Source organism: Methanosarcina sp., assembly GCF_049706645.1.
Lineage (GTDB): Archaea > Halobacteriota > Methanosarcinia > Methanosarcinales > Methanosarcinaceae > Methanosarcina.
Genome location: NZ_JBNAKP010000038.1, coordinates 13,845 through 30,917 on the forward strand (window position 1 = coordinate 13,845; position 17,073 = coordinate 30,917).

Consider the following 17,073-nt stretch of genomic DNA (forward strand, 5'->3'; position numbering starts at 1 on the left):
ACCTATGGATCAACTATATAACTGTGATAAAAGGTATAAGTAGATAACGATGGGAAAAGGTAAATTGCTTCTTGCACAAGAGAAAAATCGACTATAAAACCAAAAAATTTCAGGTTAGTAATTTATAAAATACATAATTATGATTACACCAAAACGGATTAATCAACTTTTTAATGAGCTGACCCAAAAACTCAAAATTACTTCTCCTAATTTTAGAATTTGAATGATAAATGTAGCTTCTGACCCTGAAAATAGTTTTGAAATTTTACGGATCTGACGATAAAATTGGTTTTGGGATAGGCTCTACCATAAATTTCTGTTCAGGAGTCATTTTCATTTTTATGAGTTGCAATATCAGTTGTAACCATATCGATATCATCGATCGGGGGTAAATCCGATCTTTTTATAATCCAAATCTTATAAAATATTCAAGAATACTGGCATTGACCATTCTGGAAGAGTTGGTTTACTTTCCTCCTCTCCCTCCGAAACCCTGGCTGCTCCCTCCTGTTGAAGGGCCGCCTCCGCCTGACCCGCCAGTACCGGTTCCACCGAAACCCTGGCTTTTTCCTCCTCCACCCACACCAGCTTGCTGACTGGCTGTTTCCATCGCTCTCATAACAGAATCGGCTGATTCGTATTCCCTATCAGGAAGCATTTGCAGATCTTCAATTATGTCATTAGAGGCATTTTGTCTTCTGGCGTGCTCTATAATTTGCTCTTTTCTCATTGGAAATTGCATGTTTCTAAAGATTTCCTGCATTGTACTGGAACTTGCCCTCATACCTTTTCACCTTCCCCATGTTTTATGGATTTACCCCCAATTTAAGCAATTATATTAATCATATAAATAAGTACTTAATTATATAATTTGAAGTCAGGTTGCCTGTTACTGAAATCTCCCTTATAAGTGATATTACTTTGTCTGGGAAGTACTGAAAAAAATTTGGTAAGTGGATTTGAGAAAAGCATTCTGTAGTAGCATTTTGTAAAAGAAATGCGAGGGGTGCGATTCGAACGCACGAATTCCTACGAAAATGGGTCCTAAGCCCATCGCCTTTGACCTGGCTGGGCAACCCTCGCATAAATGTCTATTTTATTTAATGTGTTTAATCTAAAATAAAAAAAGTAATTTAGATTTTTTATTTGAGAAAGGTTAAATGCGCCGACCGGGATTCGAACCCGGGTTTTGGGCTTGGAAGGCCCAAGTCATAGCCACTAGACCATCAACGCAAACTGCAACACATCTAGAGGTATTTGTTATATATATTCTTTTCGCTGTTCGATTCGCTACCCGAAGTCCGAAACTTTTTAAAAAAAGGTTTGATCAAAAATGCAAACCTTTTCACAAAAGACTTTTCACAAAAGCCTTGATCGCAAACTTTTTGAAAAAGTTTGATCAAAAACCCCTGGAAGCGGCGTGATCACACGGCGCAACGGTTGTGATTGAGAAATACTTCTAATCCCCAAGCCCTATCCGGCGTGATCAACCGGCGCAACGCAACCCTTTTGCGAAAAGGTTTGATCGAAAAACCTCTGGCGACGGCGTGATAAACCGGCGCAACGTTTGCAGCTCAACGGTTGTGGCTCAACGTTTGCGGCCCAACGTTTGCGCTTGTGGCTCAAGAGGGTTATTTATGAACTTAATTTTCTGTTTTATTTACTTGCTCAGCGGAACTAATTTCTATAATAGTTTCATGAAGGCTAACCTGTAGAATCTCAGCTTCTTGATATTTTTAAGGACTCATGCAGTTGAAGAATCTGTTAAATTTGACTGGGCGTGCACTTTTTAATTACAACTACCTGATAGGCTGAGTACATGTATTTGTTCGAAACTGTTTGGTGAAGGATTAGAATCGGATATTATTATACAATTTGCCAGTGATGAGTACGGAAACGCCAATTTATATCATTTATATGTTATATATCTTAATTTTATATAGATAGTTTTATCTTATTGTTAACCTTTCTTTCGCGTAGATGATATTTTTTAAACACATATATTCCTGAGTATATTCAAAAGAATATACTCTCAATAATATTATTTTATTACTCTGTTAAAATCAGTTTTTTTGTTAAATTTCCTATTTTTAATCAATTTTTCAATAAAAATACTTACTTTCCTGTACCTGTCTTTCAAAAGTATTACTGCTTGATACTTGAGGGAATATAACTCTTTAAGTGTGAAAGCAATTTTATCCTCTAAGTGGGAAGACAAATGTCATTTGTTTATACTGCTCTGGGTGTGTAGTTCTTACTCTTGAGTACGAATTTTATTTTCTTTCTTTATATCTGACAAATATTCAGAGCTTAACAAAAAGTTAATGTAATGATCGCGTTATACGGAGTTTTAGAGAATATATACGAGAATACTGTCTGCGCTTTTCATACTGCTGGCGTGTTCCCTTATGTTCTTTAGAAACATTGCGACATTGCGTCGTAGGATAGCCTTTTTATAATCGCTGGAAATCTATGTGATCCCCCAGCCCCTTATCGGAAAGAAAGCAGAATTCTATGAATAAAAGTAAAATCCCGGAGTAAAGTAAAGTTCCAGAAAAAAGGTAAGATCTCATAAAATTAGAATCCGGAATATGAAAGTAGAATTCCGGAGAAAAGTAAATTCCGGGAACTATTGAATGTGGAAACCCTGGTGCTTCCAAGCTGACAGTTTGCAAACTCATGTACGAAAATAATGAGAACTTGAAGGTTTATCTAGAATATACAGGCAATTATATACAGGTAATTCTCCATCTAACCTTGCTGAAGGAAAAAAGGTAAGTATTAGCTGCACTATGTTTCTGAACCTGAGTTTGAGGTGAAGAAGATCGTTACCGGAAGCCCGTCCAAGTACACGGAGTAATATTGATGAATATTGAAGAGTGGGAAGAATACAGATATGTTGAATTCGGAATAAATACCTTCGTTGCTCAAATGAGGGAATCCAGCTTAAAAAAAATGGTAGAACATGTCTGTAATACCGGAGGGAAGCGAATCAGGCCAATTATCCTCCTTCTATCCAGTGAGATCTGTTCAGGTTCTTATCAACATAGCCTTAATGCAGCTCTTGCTGTTGAAATGATGCATTCGGCTTCCCTCATCCATGATGACCTGCTGGATCAGGGGCTTATTAGAAGAAACCTGCCTTCAGCCCCTGAAAAATTTGGTCCGTCGAAGGCGCTTCTTTGTGGTGACTATCTAATTGCAAAGTCAATTGAGTTTATTTCTCCGTATGGGGAAAGAGTGATCAGGGATTTCGGAAAAGCCGGGATGGATATGGCTGAAGGAGAAGTCCTTGACCTGAGACTCGATAAGGACAATTTCGGAGAAAGCAATTATTTCGAGTGCATTTACAAGAAAACGGCTTCTTTATTTGCGATCAGTGCTTCCATAGGGGCATATACAGGAGGGGCTGATGAAGCCCTAGCAGAGCGTTTTAATTTCTTTGGAGATTCCCTGGGAACTGCATACCAGATCGTCGACGATATTCTTGAGTTTCTGGAAGTGGTCGAAGGCAAGGAATCGAAATTCACATCTGAAACTCTGCCGCACGTGTACATGAAAAATATGCCAAAGGAAGAAGCAATACAAAAATCTATAGATGCCGTAAAGCTGCATGTTAATGCCGCAAAGGAGACTCTCCTGACATTCAAAACGTGTCCGGCAAGGGATAAGCTCTTCCAGATTACCGATTATATAACTGTTGATATGCTTGAGAATGTTTAACCGCTCAGCTCTTCCTGAAAAATGAATTACAACTCTGCCGAATTCCCTGTACGTAAAATGGGAAAATGATATTATTTAGTTTCTATCTAATCTAACAAGTCTTCCAATTTGCCACTAACTTTGTCAGGTGTATCCATGAGAGTATATGATAGTCCGGTGCTTAAGGTAAATGCCAGTACAGAAAACGAAAAAATGGTGCTTGATGCCGAAGGTCCTCTTTCGCAGCTTGCAAAGCCCTTCCTCAAGCGCATAAACAGCATTTTTGCGGAAGAAAAACCAATTTCGATGAATGAGAACGAGATTATTTTCTCTACATGGATCCCACCTATTCCGGGGCCTGTTTTTAGCCGGGTAATAAGTGCTGAAATTTCAGCCATCAGGAAAAAAAGAGTTCCCGATCAGTTTTCAATAGGAATTACTGCCCGCTGTCCCAACCGTTGTATCCATTGTGGAGCAGCCGATATTAAACCAGAAAAGGAACTGACCCTGGATGAGATTTCCGGGGCTGTGGACCAGAGCCTGGACCTTGGTTCTTATCTTATCTCTTTCGATGGCGGGGAAACCATGCTCCGAGACGATCTCGTTGACATGGTAGCCAGAGTCGACAAATCCAGGGCAATTGCCACCTGTTTTACCTCAGGTTTCCGGCTTTCCGAAGAAAAGGCAAGGGAGCTTAAAGCCGCAGGTCTATACGCCTCAAGAATTAGTCTGGACAGCCCCTTTGAAGCCGAGCACAACCGCATTCGGGGGCGAGAAGGAGCATACAGGGATGCAGTCGCTGGGATCAAAAATGCGAAAACTGCCGGAATCCTTACTGATATGTTTGTGGTCGTCTCCCCTCATAATATCGATGACCTCGAAGAATTTTATAACCTTGCGGCTGACCTTGAAATACATGAATTTTCTATCTATGAAATAATTGCAGTTGGGCGCTGGCTTGATCACGAGGATGAGGTAATAGGAGAAAAAGATGTCTTAAAGCTTGAGAAATTCCAGAAAACAATGAATTCCAAACCTGAAGGTCCCAGAATCACAGCGTTCCCATATTTTATGGGCCCTAGCCTGTTTGGGTGCTTTGCGGGCAAACGCTGGATACACGTTGCCTCGGACGGAGAGGTCATGCCGTGTGCCTACACTCCTCTCTCCTTTGGAAATATCTGTGAAGAACCCCTGGAAGCTATCTGGAAGCGTATGGGTAAGCACAGCGCCTACAAAAAAGATGCCGCTTATTGCATGATGCGCAACCCCGATTTCCGGAAGGAATACATTCACACCATTCCTCAGGGCACAAAGATTCCTTACAGGCTCAAATAACACTTTTTATGTTATTTTTTAACTTTGTTTTTTAATTGCCTGCCCGGAAAATAAACGTTTTCAGGGCTTTTTTCCTCAAACGCTTCTTTTTTTACGGAAAATGGACTGACTTCCCAATTTGAAAGTTGAATACTGCAGTTTGCATACCAGACTGATACGTTGTTGGAGATCGGACAGGAGTTTATTTTAGAAAGTCAGCTTTTGAAAGGTTTAATTTTCTTGAAATTGGGGTTTACTGTAAAAAGATTTTTACTGTTTTGCCCAGTTAAAGTAACTTCTGTTCTTTACTTGAAAATGCTTTTAAAAGCTTTTATTTGGGGAAAAAAAGGTTAAAACTTCTTTTATAAAATGATTCATTTATAATTTTTTAACTGATTTTAATACAGTTCTGAATATATTCCCTATATTTTAACTCCATTAATTAGGGTTACGCTTTACATTTTATTTTCAGACATTCAATTTGATTATTTTTCATTACTTAATTATATTTCACTGTCGAGATTTAATTATTTTTTACTGTTATATTTAATCTTTTTCATTTAAACCGTATATTTTGCTATTTATATTTCTAAATTTCTTAAAAATTTCTTATACATTGAATATATAACGATTTTTCATTATAATCTCTCTCCTCTTCTTTGATAAAACCGAAGCTGTTATATAGTTCTTTCACGAAGGATTTGTTAACTACCTCCATTGGAGTAGGGATTTTTAATTATTAATTTATATATTAAATTTTGAGAGACGGAGATTCACATGGCTAAAAATGAAATCTTATCTGAAATAAAAAAAGCAGAGGAAAGCGCTAAATCAATGGTGAACGAGGCCATTGACGCTAAAAACAAGCGCATTTCCGATGCTCGGGCTGAAGCCAGGGAAATCCTGAAACAGGCCGAAATCGATGCACATAAAGCTTCACAAGACTCTTTTAAAGAGGGTGAAAAAAAGATCCTGGAGGAAAGAGATAAGATCGTCAACGATGGTGAAAAAAACGCATTAGCCATGTCCCAAAAAGCTCAAGCTAACATCGACAAATCCGTCAATTACCTAGTACAGGAGTTTGAGAGGGCGGTCCTTAATGAGTAGACCTAAAGAGATGACAAGGGCCGTTATTGTCGGGCACAAAAGCATTCTAAAAGAAACCATCGATGCATTGCATGATACAAATCTTTTTCACGTCGAAGATTTTGTCGAAGACGAGTCTGGTTTTAAGATCAGCAAGCCATTTAAAAACGCAGAAGAAGTCTCTAAAAAGCTTGTGAAGATCCGCTCTATCGCCAATTATTTGGGGATTGAAAGCAAAAAACCGGTAGTTCAGAAAACTGACTCGGTTCTGCGCGAACTTGACTCGAAGTTAAATGAACTGGACAGGACAATTTCAACTAAAACGGAATCAATTTCTCAGCTTGAAAATGAATTAAAAGACCTGGACTCCCAGAAAAGGGAAATCCTGCCTTATCTGTCCATCAACCTTGACTTCGAATATTACCGTGGCTACGAGAACCTCAAAGTTTTCGCGGGCACTGTAAAAGGCAGCCTGGAAGCAAGTCAGATTTCGAGTATCACCCAAGCTTACGAACTGTACTATGACCCTCAATCAAAAGCAGTTGTACTGTTTGTAGCTAAAAGTGATGCCGACAAAGTCTACGAATTACTTCAGGGTCTTGGATTCAAAGAACTTAGGGTTCCTGAAAGAGGTGGTGTCCCAAGCGAGCTGTTAAGATTCATTGAACAGAAAGAAGCCGAAGTCACCAGAAGGATCGAATCCTTGAAAGGTGAGATCGAGTCCTTGAAAGCCAGGTACGCCGATTTCATCCTTGCTAGCGACGAGGTCCTGAGTATCGAGAGTCAGAAAGCAGAACTGCCTCTTAGGATAGCTACATCTGCAAACGCGTTCATAATCGATGGCTGGACCCCCACCGAAGATTATGACAGGATTGTCAGTGTAGTTAACAGTGCCACTAACGGCAAGGCATATGTTACCAGCCTCGAAATTCATCATGAGGAAGAAGAGCATGCCCCTGTCGAATACAATAACTCAAAAGCTGTGGCACCGATGCAGCAGATTATGGATCTGTATTCCAGGCCCAAATATACTGAAATTGATCCATCCTCAGCGATTTTCATTACTTTCCCGCTGATCTATGGAATGATTCTCGGAGACATCGGATATGCACTGATACTGGGAGTGCTTGCACTGGCTATCAGAACACTGGTAAAGTCAGATGCAGTGAAGCCTCTCATGGATATTCTAATCTATTGTCAGATATGGTCAATTATTTTTGGAGTTATTTATGGTGAGTTCCTTGGATTCTCGCTTGCGAGTTTACATACTGTTCACGGAGTAGTGCCAGGCCTGATACCAGGCTGGGAAACTATCACTCTCTTTGAAAGTATCGGAGGCGAGGAATTTACGTTCCCGATTCACAGGTCTCACATGGTAATGACTATGATTGGACTAAGCGTCTTTGTCGGACTGCTTCACTTAAATCTTGGGTTCCTGTTCGGGTTTTCAAACATCGCCAGGCACCACGGAATGAAACACGCGGTTCTTGAAAAAGGCAGTTGGATTATTATAGAGCTTGGTGCAATCCTTGCAGCTGTCGGTTATTTTGGCGGTTCGGCATTGATGTATGTCGGTGCTGGTGTTCTTGTTCTTGGAGTTGTGATGCTCACCATGGGTGAGGGAATCAAAGGTCCGATCGAATTGCCATCTCTTATGGGTAATGCGCTTTCGTATGCCCGTATTATCGCAGTCGGTCTATCTTCGATTTATATCGCAGGTACGGTCAATGACATAGCCTTCAAAATGATCTGGGCTGATCATTCTCAGATTGGCTTCGCAGCAGTAGCTGCAATAATCGTATTTATACTCGGACATGGTCTTAACACTGTTCTGAGTATTATCGCTCCCGGACTGCATGCACTCAGGTTGCAGTATGTAGAATTCTTTGGAAAATTCTATGAAGGCGGGGGCAGAAAATTCAACCCATTCGGATATATAAGAAAATACACGGAGGAATAAAAACATGGTAGACGGAGCAACAGCAGGTAGTCTTTTTCTGGACGCAGAAGGAATGAAAGCACTCGGTGCATCAATTGCAATCGCAGTAACTGGACTTGCATCTGCAATAGCTGAAAAAGATATCGGTACAGCAGCAATCGGCGCAATGGCAGAAAACGAAGGATTATTCGGTAAGGGTCTGATCCTTACTGTCATTCCAGAAACCATTGTTATCTTCGGTCTCGTCGTTGCATTGCTTATCAATTCTGCTTAAATTTAAGAGCTTCCCGCTCTTAAATTTCTTAGAGCATTGCTTTAAGCTAACCTGGGTGTTTTTTCCTTACCAGACAGGCTTGGAGCGGTTATAATGCTCTAAGTTTCCCTTAGGTATCGTTGCACTCTAAGCAGCTTAGAGTTTTTGCTCTAGGCTTTAGAGCACTTTTTTGCTCTAAATTTATTTGGAGGTGTAAGCATGGGACTAGAGATCGTTGTAAAAGACATCCAAGAGGGTGCAAGAGCTGAGGTTTCCCGTATTAAAGCCGAAGGCGATGCAAAGGCCTCCGAGATCATAAATGAAGCTAAAGAAGTACAGAAGAAGATGCTCGGAGACAGCCTTGCCAAGGCAGAAGAGGACCTCCAAAATCTGCACCAGCAGATCATATCAAGTGCAAACCTGGAAGTAAAAAGAGTTACGCTTAACAAGCGTAAGGAACTTCTAGATACAGTTTATATCCAGACAGTTGAAAAAATCAAGTCAATGCCGGTATCCAAAAAAGAAGAGCTGTTGAAACATATTCTCAACAAGCACGAAGCTAGCGGTGCTAGAGTTTATTCTTCTAAGGATTCAGAAGAGACTGTCAAGAAGCTAAGTTCTCTATCTTACGCTGGTAATATTCATTCGATTGGTGGCCTTGTTCTGGAAAACGAGGATAGGACAGTCAGGTTAGATTTCACATACGATTCAATCCTGAAAAACGTGTATGAACGTTCATTGAAGCAGATATCTGACATTTTATACGGGTGATTTTCAATGCGGCTTTTGGAGAATCTCTGGGGGAAAAAACCCTCACGAAAATCCGATAAAAAGAAAAAAGGCAGTTCTAACTATGCTTATGCCGTAACCCGTGTCCGCGCGATGAAAAGTAAGCTGCTTCCTAAAGAATCGTATCCCCGGCTTCTTAACATGGGAATTGACGAAATTACCCGCTTTATCCAAGAGTCTGAATATAAAAACGACGTTGACGAACTGGCAATGAAATACAGTGGTGGCGATCTGGCAGAACACGCATTGAACAGGAATCTTGCGCTCACCTATGATAAGTTGGTAAGAATTACCTCAGGAGAACTGAATTACCTGGTTGTCGCATATCTGAAAAGGTATGACATCTGGAACATAAAGACACTTCTCCGTGGTAAACTCTACAACGCATCTGTTGAAGATATCCTGGAGTCTCTGATTGCTGCCGGGGAGTTTACTTATACTTCTATGTCAGAACTTGCAGCCAAGGCCACATACCAGGAAATCGTTGAGGGCCTGAAATATTCCGAGTACTACCCCTTGCTGCAGAAGTTTGACGGAACTAACTTGGCATACATAGAAAACGAACTTGACAAAGTATATTATACAAGCTTGTTTGAAGCAATCGGAAAACCAAGATCTAAGGACCGCAAGCTCTTTGCTAAAGTTGTCAGATTGGAAGTAGACGTTAAGAATTTAACTAACCTTTTCAGGCTGAAAAGAGCAGGAGTTGTGCAGCTTGATGATATCATGCCTCTCATGATTGAAGGTGGTCTCGAGTTAAAGCTCGAGAAACTGGCGCCTCTACCATATGACGAATTTGTCAACGAGCTTCAAAAAACTCAGTACTGGGATGCAATTTCAGGCGTTACCGATCCGAATATGGCTTCTCTAACTCCTCTTGAAAGCAAGCTTACAAGATATTATCTTGAATCCTCATCCATTCTTTCGCATGTATCTCCGATCTCAGTTTTACCTATTCTGGACTATATTATCCATAAAAATAATGAGGTCACCAACCTCCGGATTGTCTTCAGGGGTAAAGAGGGTGGTCTCAGTGATGAATTAATCAAAGACCAGTTGGTGGTTATCTGATGGAATTGGCAGTGATCGGAAAGAGTGATTTTGTTACGGGATTCAGGCTGGCTGGTATCAGGAATATTTATGAAACCGCTGATGTCACATCCACTGAGTCCGCGGTGAAATCTGTGCTTGATAATAAGAGTATCGGGATTCTTGTAATGCATAATGATGACATTGGTAATCTGCCGGAAATTCTAAGGAAAAACTTGAATGAGTCTGTCCAGCCCACAGTAGTAGCCTTGGGCGGCAGCGGAGCAGGCTCGAGTTTAAGAGATAAAATAAAACAAGCGGTAGGTGTTGATCTGTGGAAATAAAAGGTGAAATTTATCGTGTGTCTGGGCCTGTCGTCACCGCCATCGGCTTGAAGGCAAAAATGTATGACCTGGTCAAAGTCGGTAATGAAGGTTTAATGGGTGAAGTCATCCAGATTTTAGGGCCCAAAACCATCATCCAGGTATACGAAGAGACCGCAGGCGTCAAGCCAGGGGAACCCTGTTATTCTACAGGGATGTCTCTGTCTGTGGAACTTGGTCCGGGTCTTCTTTCAAGTATTTATGACGGGGTTCAAAGGCCTCTGCACGTTCTGCTTGCAACTACGGGCGGTTTCATTGGCAGAGGTGTTACTGCAGATGGGCTTGACCACAAGAAACTCTGGGAATTCAAACCCATTGTCAAGAAGGGCGATTCCGTAAAAGGCGGAGAAGTAATTGGTGTTGTACAGGAAACCGTAAATATTGAACATAAGATCATGGTACCTCCTGACATCTCCGGTACAGTTGCCGAGATAAAGAGCGGGAACTTTACGGTAGTAGACACAGTCTGTACCCTCACTGATGGGACCGAATTGCAGCTGATGCAAAGGTGGCCTGTCAGGAGACCCAGACCTGTGAGGGAAAAACTTACTCCCGAAAAACCTCTGGTTACAGGACAGAGAATCCTTGACGGGCTTTTCCCTGTGGCAAAAGGCGGAACTGCTGCAATTCCCGGACCTTTCGGATCGGGAAAGACCGTTACTCAACAGCAGCTTGCAAAGTGGAGTGACACTGAAATTGTGGTCTACATCGGTTGTGGTGAGCGCGGAAACGAAATGGCAGACGTTCTGAGCGAATTCCCGGAACTCGAAGACCCTCAGACCGGAAGGCCGCTCATGGAGCGTACTGTTCTTATCGCTAATACTTCAAACATGCCTGTGGCCGCAAGAGAAGCATCTGTGTACACCGGAATCACCATTGCAGAATACTTCCGTGACATGGGGTTAGACGTGTCCCTGATGGCAGACTCCACCTCCAGGTGGGCAGAAGCCATGAGAGAAATCTCCTCCCGTCTGGAAGAAATGCCTGGTGAAGAAGGTTATCCGGCATACCTGTCTGCAAGGCTTGCCGAATTCTACGAGCGTGCCGGTGTTGCTGAATCCCTTAGCGGTAAAAAAGGTTCCATCACTGTTATTGGAGCAGTATCTCCTCCTGGCGGTGACTTCTCAGAGCCTGTTACGCAGAATACCCTGCGTATTGTAAAAGTGTTCTGGGCTCTCGATGCCAAGCTGTCTCAGAGGCGTCACTTCCCTGCTATCAACTGGCTGAACAGTTACAGTCTGTACAAGGAAAGCCTTAATGACTGGTTTACTGATAACGTGGCTACTGACTACGTGGCTATGAGGGAAAGAGCAATGGTAATGCTCCAGACAGAATCCGAACTGCAGGAAATCGTGCAGCTTGTAGGTTCCGACGCTCTGCCAGACGATCAGCAGCTCCTGCTTGAAATTACCCGTATGATCAGGGAAATCTTCCTGCAGCAGAATGCATTCCACCCGATCGATACCTACAGCCCGTTCGCTGAACAGTACAAGATCATGAAGGCAATCATGAGGTACGGAGATGCGGCACAGGAAGCTTTGAAATCAGGTATTCCCATCTCGGAACTTATCAAGATGGACTCTAAGAATGAGCTTCCCAAGGTCAAGTTTGAGGAGAACTTTGATGCTTCTATGGACGCTGTCCTGGCAAAGATGGATAAAGAGTTTGCATCCCTGAGAGGTAGGTAAGCATGGTAAAAGAATATAAGACAATCACTCAGATTGCAGGACCACTTGTCTTTGTTGAAAAAACAGAGCCTGTAGGCTATAAAGAAATCGTTACTGTCAACCTGCCTGACGGAACCACCCGCAGAGGCGAGGTGCTGGACTCTTCAGCGGACATAGTGGTTATCCAGATTTTTGAAGGTACTGGTGGTCTGGACAAGAATTGCGGTGTAGTCTTCACAGGGGAAACCCTGAAGCTCCCTGCATCCATCGATCTCCTCGGAAGAATCCTTTCAGGTTCGGGAGACCCCCTTGACGGCGGGCCCAGGATTGTGCCTGACCAGCTTCTGGACATCAACGGTGCTGCAATGAACCCATATGCCAGGTTGCCCCCAAAAGATTTCATCCAGACTGGCATATCCACAATCGACGGAACAAACACACTTGTCCGTGGGCAAAAACTGCCTATTTTCTCAGCTTCAGGTCTCCCGCACAACGAAATTGCCCTGCAGATCGCAAGGCAGGCGGCTGTGCCAGGATCCGAAGCACCGTTCGCAGTAGTTTTCGCAGCAATGGGTATCACCAATGAAGAAGCCCAGTATTTCATGAGCGACTTTGAAAAGACAGGCGCTTTGGAAAGGGCAGTTGTGTTCCTCAACCTTGCAGATGACCCTGCTGTAGAACGTATCGTCACTCCGCGTATGGCGCTGACCGCAGCTGAATATCTGGCATACGAACACGGCATGCACGTACTTGTCATTCTGACTGACATTACCAACTATGCAGAAGCTCTCCGTCAGATGGGTGCCGCCCGTAACGAAATTCCTGGCCGTCGTGGGTATCCGGGTTACATGTACACTGACCTTGCAACTCTCTACGAGCGCGCAGGTATTGTAAAGGGCGCAAAGGGGTCAGTTACCCAGATTCCGATTCTTTCTATGCCTGGTGACGATATTACACACCCGATTCCTGACCTGTCCGGATATATTACCGAAGGACAGATTGTGGTTTCAAGAGAATTGCACAGGAAAGGTATCTACCCGCCAATCAATGTATTGCCGTCCCTGTCAAGGCTGATGAACTCCGGTATCGGAGCAGGCAAGACCAGGGAAGACCACAAGGCAGTTTCTGACCAGATGTATGCAGGTTATGCAGAAGGGCGTGACCTGAGAGGTCTCGTGGCTATCGTCGGTAAAGAAGCTCTGTCTGACAGAGACGTCAAGTTCCTTGAGTTTGCTGACCTCTTCGAACAGAAGTTCGTTACACAGGGCAGAAACGAGAACAGGACAATTGCGGATACTCTGGATATCGGATGGGGTATTCTTGCGCATCTGCCTGAAAACCAGCTGGGTAGGATTGACAACAAGTACATCCAGAAATACCACCCTGCACACAGAAAGGGTCAGTGATTGTCATGGCTCAAGACGTAAAACCAACTCGGTCGGAGCTGATCGAACTCAAGAAAAAAGTCAAGCTCTCTGAAAGCGGGCACAAGCTCCTTAAGATGAAGAGAGATGGTCTTATTCTTGAGTTCTTTAAGATCCTTAACGAGGCAAGGAACGTCAGGACCGAGCTGGATGCTGCATATGTAAACGCTACAGGAAAAATCAATCTCGCCTCTGCTGTAAACGGAATGGTTGCGGTCAAGTCAACCGCTTTTACAGCAAAGGAATCTCCTGAAATCCAGCTTTCAGGGCATAATATCATGGGTGTTGTGGTGCCAAAAATCAGTTCTACAGGCGTCCGCAAACCTCTAATAGACAGGGGTTACGGTATTATCGGGACAAACTCATATATTGATGAGTCTGCAGATGCCTATGAAGATCTGGTAGAAAAGATCATAACCGCCGCTGAGCTTGAAACAACAATGAAAAGGCTTCTTAATGAAATCGAGAAGACCAAGAGGCGTGTGAACGCTCTCGAATTCAAAGTTATTCCCGAGCTCATTGCAACCATGAAGTACATTCGTTTTACCCTTGAGGAGATGGAAAGGGAAGGTACTTCCCGGCTGAAGAGAGTCAAGGAGAGAATGAAAAATCAAGCTTGATTTGAAATGGCAGCGTGTGACGATAGACCGAATCTGGTTGAAAGAGCAGTATTTAAATTAGCTGAACCCAAAAACCAGGCCCGCCTGTTACAGGTGGCCTGGAAGATTTCCCTTTTAATGATGATCATGGGGTTCATGATAATTATAAAAACAATTTATCCAGACTTTATGTGACCTGAACCTCAGGATGATCCTTATCCTGAATCCTGTCACAGATTTCTGATTTTATTTGAAATTATATCAGTTTAAGTGTGTAATTTTTATGCTCATTTTAATCTATTAATATTGTTGAATACTTTTAACTACTTAGAAAGCTATTTTAACGACGAACAGCAATCTTTATTTTATATGCAAAACGAAGCAAGGCTTCTCCATATTACCGGTACTGTGCAGGGTGTAGGTTTTCGCCCTTTTATATACCAGCTCGCAAAAGCCAATGGGCTTTTCGGATACGTGAAAAATCTGGGAAACTATGTGGAAATCCTTATAGAGGGGAATCGGGAAAGCCTTGATAATTTTCTTAAAGAACTTCCTGAAAAAAAGCCTCCTCTCGCTAAAGTTACGGAAATCAAAACAAAAAATGTCCCTTTCTCCGGGTATTCTAAATTTGTTATCGTGCCCAGCGAATCCGGAGTTTTTGAAAATTCCATAATTCCTCCTGATACGGCTATTTGCGAACAGTGCAGGTCAGAGATTTTTAATCCTGCTTCCAGGTATTACCATTATCCTTTTACAGTCTGCACAAACTGCGGACCTCGATATACGACAGTCCGGAACCTTCCCTATGACCGGGAAAATACGACTATGGCAGACTTTCCTCTTTGCCCGGAGTGTGACAAAGAGTATACTGACCCTCTTAACCGAAGGTATCATGCGCAGCCTGTTTGTTGCCCAAAGTGCGGGCCAGAGCTCTGGCTTTTGGACCCTGAAGGAAATGTATTGGTAAAAGGCTATGAAGCAATTGCACATGCCTCTAACCTCCTTCAGCAGGGCTCAATTCTAGCTATTAAGGGGTTTGGAGGCTTCCATATTGCCTGTAATGCTCGAAATGAGAAACCCGTAATGGAGCTCAGAAGGCGGTTAAGGCGTCCGGGACAACCTTTTGCAGTTATGGCAAAAAATGCCGGGGTTGTGGAGGCCTTTGCAGAGCTTGAGGGCCCAGGCAGGGAATATCTGACATCCCATCGCCGCCCCATTACCGTGCTTCCCAGAGCAAAGGAATTCAATCTGGCAGAATCGGTCTCCCCTGGACTGCACAATATAGGGGTCATGCTTCCTTATACAGGCACACAGAATCTGCTTTTTGACCACGTACCTGACGCTGTATACATTATGACCTCGGCCAACCTCCCGGGAAGGCCTATGGTTGTAGAAAACAAAGAGGCGCTTGAAAAACTTGAAGGAATTGCCGATTTTTACCTGCTGCACAACCGGGTTATTGCAAACCGAAACGATGATACGGTTATCAGGATTGTGAATGGACGGGCGGCCTTTATCCGGCGTTCCCGGGGCTTTGTGCCTGAACCTGTAGAGCTACCTTTCGAAGTCCAGGCTTCTATAGGGGTAGGGGCTGAGATGAATTCCACGGTTACTGTAGCAAAAGGAAAACTAGCCTATATCTCTCAGTATATCGGCAATACAAATCATGTAGAAACCTTCAGGTACCATTCCGAGGTTGTCAGGCACCTTATCCGGCTTACCGGAATCGAACCCCTTTACTGGGGCTGCGACCTTCATCCTGCGTTTAACACAACCCATTTTGCTCTAAAGATGGGAGGGGAGAATACGCTTCAGGTTCAGCATCATCACGCCCACATGCTGGCACTTATGGCTGACAACTCCCTGCCCATGGATTCCCGAATTCTGGGAATCGCCCTTGACGGTGTCGGATACGGCAGTGACGGCACAGTCTGGGGAGGGGAACTCTTTGAATCTTCTTACTTCGGACACGAGCGCATTGGGCATTTACTTCCTCAACCAATGCCAGGGGGAGATCTTGCATCGAGGATACCTTCGAGGATGGTTCTGGGCATCCTTTTCGAGAGGCTCGGGAGAGCAGAACTGGAAAAACTTCCTCTTATCTTCCCGCAGGGAACGATGGAATTTTCAACTGTGATGAAGCAGCTCGAAACCGGGGTAAACGTTGTCCGAAGCAGCAGTACAGGCAGAGTACTTGATGCAGCTGCCGCAATGCTTGGTATCTGCGGAATAAGAACCTATGAAGGGGAACCGGCAATGAAACTCGAATCTGCCGCAAGGAAAAGTACCCATGTTGTCGATCTTCCTGTGGTCATTAAGAGAGACAGGGACTCAGGAATTCCTGTGCTTGACACTACCGAGCTTCTTCTGGGGGTATATGAACTTTCCGGAAAGTATTCCTCTTCTGATCTTGCTTTTGCGGTTGAGGAAAGCCTTGCCAGGGGAATTTCGGAACTTGCCGCGTCTCTTGCCGCAAAACTGGGACTTGAAAAGATAGGCCTTAGTGGAGGGGTTGCCTATAATGATCACATTACTTCGTGCATTGCAGGAACTGTTACGGAAGCAGGTTTTGAATTCCTGGCCCATCGCCAGATTCCCTGTGGAGACGGATGTATTTCCTTCGGGCAGGCTCTTGCGGCAGGGCTGGGCATAAAGCCCGAGAAATAATTCTGAATGGCTTCCCGATTGGCTGGCCTGCGATTTCTGCGTAAGAAAGTTTATATTTGCCCCGAGGGGCTCATATCTGGAACTCTATACGCATTACTGTTCCTACTTTTTCGTTTTTTACCAGGCTTTGAGCCTCAATATTATCATTGTACTGAAATTTGATCAGAAAGACTGAAATACAAAATTAAATAAATGATCCATGCTTAGATAGGAGAGGGAGC

At 43.3% G+C, this 17,073-nt stretch carries 14 protein-coding genes and 2 tRNA genes; 13 read left to right on the forward strand and 3 right to left on the reverse strand.

The window, feature by feature from the left end:
* Positions 1-466: 466 nt before the first annotated feature.
* From ACPK8D_RS13220 to ACPK8D_RS13230, 3 genes are all read right to left on the reverse strand, one after another.
* A complete protein-coding gene (locus ACPK8D_RS13220) occupies positions 467-730 on the reverse strand; it encodes a DUF2795 domain-containing protein (RefSeq protein WP_424718329.1) in 264 nt (87 codons plus the stop codon).
* Positions 731-998: 268 nt separating this feature from the next.
* A tRNA-Leu gene (locus ACPK8D_RS13225) sits at positions 999-1,083 on the reverse strand.
* A gap of 78 nt (positions 1,084-1,161) precedes the next feature.
* A tRNA-Gly gene (locus ACPK8D_RS13230) sits at positions 1,162-1,233 on the reverse strand.
* 1,632 nt (positions 1,234-2,865) lie between these two features.
* Between ACPK8D_RS13230 and ACPK8D_RS13235 the strand changes: the two genes are divergently transcribed.
* The 13 genes from ACPK8D_RS13235 (at position 2,866) to hypF (ending at position 16,852) form a co-directional block, all read left to right on the forward strand.
* On the forward strand, positions 2,866-3,723 hold the full coding sequence (locus ACPK8D_RS13235) for a geranylfarnesyl diphosphate synthase (protein WP_424718330.1): 858 nt from the start codon (positions 2,866-2,868) through the stop codon (positions 3,721-3,723).
* A 135-nt stretch (positions 3,724-3,858) separates the two neighbouring features.
* Complete coding sequence (locus ACPK8D_RS13240) at positions 3,859-5,037, forward strand: radical SAM protein (protein WP_424718331.1); 1,179 nt, start codon at positions 3,859-3,861, stop codon at positions 5,035-5,037.
* 756 nt (positions 5,038-5,793) lie between these two features.
* Positions 5,794-6,123: an ATP synthase archaeal subunit H gene (gene ahaH, locus ACPK8D_RS13245; RefSeq protein ID WP_424718332.1), complete on the forward strand. Its 330-nt coding sequence runs from the start codon at positions 5,794-5,796 to the stop codon at positions 6,121-6,123.
* Positions 6,116-8,062 (forward strand): V-type ATP synthase subunit I, encoded by a 1,947-nt coding sequence (locus ACPK8D_RS13250; protein WP_424718333.1) that lies wholly within the window; start codon positions 6,116-6,118, stop codon positions 8,060-8,062. Before ahaH ends, ACPK8D_RS13250 begins: the two co-directional genes overlap by 8 nt.
* A gap of 4 nt (positions 8,063-8,066) precedes the next feature.
* A complete protein-coding gene (locus tag ACPK8D_RS13255; RefSeq protein WP_424718334.1) occupies positions 8,067-8,315 on the forward strand; it encodes a V-type ATP synthase subunit K in 249 nt (82 codons plus the stop codon).
* A 198-nt stretch (positions 8,316-8,513) separates the two neighbouring features.
* Positions 8,514-9,065: a V-type ATP synthase subunit E gene (locus ACPK8D_RS13260; protein ID WP_424718335.1), complete on the forward strand. Its 552-nt coding sequence runs from the start codon at positions 8,514-8,516 to the stop codon at positions 9,063-9,065.
* A 6-nt stretch (positions 9,066-9,071) separates the two neighbouring features.
* On the forward strand, positions 9,072-10,154 hold the full coding sequence (locus tag ACPK8D_RS13265; RefSeq protein ID WP_424718336.1) for a V-type ATP synthase subunit C: 1,083 nt from the start codon (positions 9,072-9,074) through the stop codon (positions 10,152-10,154).
* Entirely contained in the window at positions 10,154-10,456 is a 303-nt protein-coding gene (locus tag ACPK8D_RS13270; RefSeq protein WP_424718337.1) for a V-type ATP synthase subunit F, read from the forward strand. Before ACPK8D_RS13265 ends, ACPK8D_RS13270 begins: the two co-directional genes overlap by 1 nt.
* A complete protein-coding gene (locus ACPK8D_RS13275) occupies positions 10,447-12,183 on the forward strand; it encodes an ATP synthase subunit A (protein WP_424718338.1) in 1,737 nt (578 codons plus the stop codon). Before ACPK8D_RS13270 ends, ACPK8D_RS13275 begins: the two co-directional genes overlap by 10 nt.
* Positions 12,184-12,185: 2 nt before the next feature.
* On the forward strand, positions 12,186-13,568 hold the full coding sequence (locus tag ACPK8D_RS13280; protein WP_424718339.1) for an ATP synthase subunit B: 1,383 nt from the start codon (positions 12,186-12,188) through the stop codon (positions 13,566-13,568).
* Positions 13,569-13,573: 5 nt separating this feature from the next.
* Positions 13,574-14,206, forward strand: coding sequence for a V-type ATP synthase subunit D (locus ACPK8D_RS13285; RefSeq protein WP_424718340.1), 633 nt, complete (start codon positions 13,574-13,576; stop codon positions 14,204-14,206).
* A 6-nt stretch (positions 14,207-14,212) separates the two neighbouring features.
* Complete coding sequence (locus ACPK8D_RS13290; protein WP_424718341.1) at positions 14,213-14,380, forward strand: hypothetical protein; 168 nt, start codon at positions 14,213-14,215, stop codon at positions 14,378-14,380.
* Positions 14,381-14,554: 174 nt separating this feature from the next.
* On the forward strand, positions 14,555-16,852 hold the full coding sequence (hypF, locus tag ACPK8D_RS13295; RefSeq protein ID WP_424718342.1) for a carbamoyltransferase HypF: 2,298 nt from the start codon (positions 14,555-14,557) through the stop codon (positions 16,850-16,852).
* Positions 16,853-17,073: the final 221 nt, after the last annotated feature.

What these genes read in the sequence shown, in the direction of transcription:
- ACPK8D_RS13220 (WP_424718329.1), bottom strand. Translation starts at nt 730, where the DNA reads ATGAGAAAAGAGCAAATTATAGAGCACGCCAGAAGACAAAATGCCTCT.
- ACPK8D_RS13235 (WP_424718330.1), top strand. Translation starts at nt 2,866, where the DNA reads ATGAATATTGAAGAGTGGGAAGAATACAGATATGTTGAATTCGGAATA.
- ACPK8D_RS13240 (WP_424718331.1), top strand. Translation starts at nt 3,859, where the DNA reads ATGAGAGTATATGATAGTCCGGTGCTTAAGGTAAATGCCAGTACAGAA.
- ahaH (WP_424718332.1), top strand. Translation starts at nt 5,794, where the DNA reads ATGGCTAAAAATGAAATCTTATCTGAAATAAAAAAAGCAGAGGAAAGC.
- ACPK8D_RS13250 (WP_424718333.1), top strand. Translation starts at nt 6,116, where the DNA reads ATGAGTAGACCTAAAGAGATGACAAGGGCCGTTATTGTCGGGCACAAA.
- ACPK8D_RS13255 (WP_424718334.1), top strand. Translation starts at nt 8,067, where the DNA reads ATGGTAGACGGAGCAACAGCAGGTAGTCTTTTTCTGGACGCAGAAGGA.
- ACPK8D_RS13260 (WP_424718335.1), top strand. Translation starts at nt 8,514, where the DNA reads ATGGGACTAGAGATCGTTGTAAAAGACATCCAAGAGGGTGCAAGAGCT.
- ACPK8D_RS13265 (WP_424718336.1), top strand. Translation starts at nt 9,072, where the DNA reads ATGCGGCTTTTGGAGAATCTCTGGGGGAAAAAACCCTCACGAAAATCC.
- ACPK8D_RS13270 (WP_424718337.1), top strand. Translation starts at nt 10,154, where the DNA reads ATGGAATTGGCAGTGATCGGAAAGAGTGATTTTGTTACGGGATTCAGG.
- ACPK8D_RS13280 (WP_424718339.1), top strand. Translation starts at nt 12,186, where the DNA reads ATGGTAAAAGAATATAAGACAATCACTCAGATTGCAGGACCACTTGTC.
- ACPK8D_RS13285 (WP_424718340.1), top strand. Translation starts at nt 13,574, where the DNA reads ATGGCTCAAGACGTAAAACCAACTCGGTCGGAGCTGATCGAACTCAAG.
- ACPK8D_RS13290 (WP_424718341.1), top strand. Translation starts at nt 14,213, where the DNA reads ATGGCAGCGTGTGACGATAGACCGAATCTGGTTGAAAGAGCAGTATTT.
- hypF (WP_424718342.1), top strand. Translation starts at nt 14,555, where the DNA reads ATGCAAAACGAAGCAAGGCTTCTCCATATTACCGGTACTGTGCAGGGT.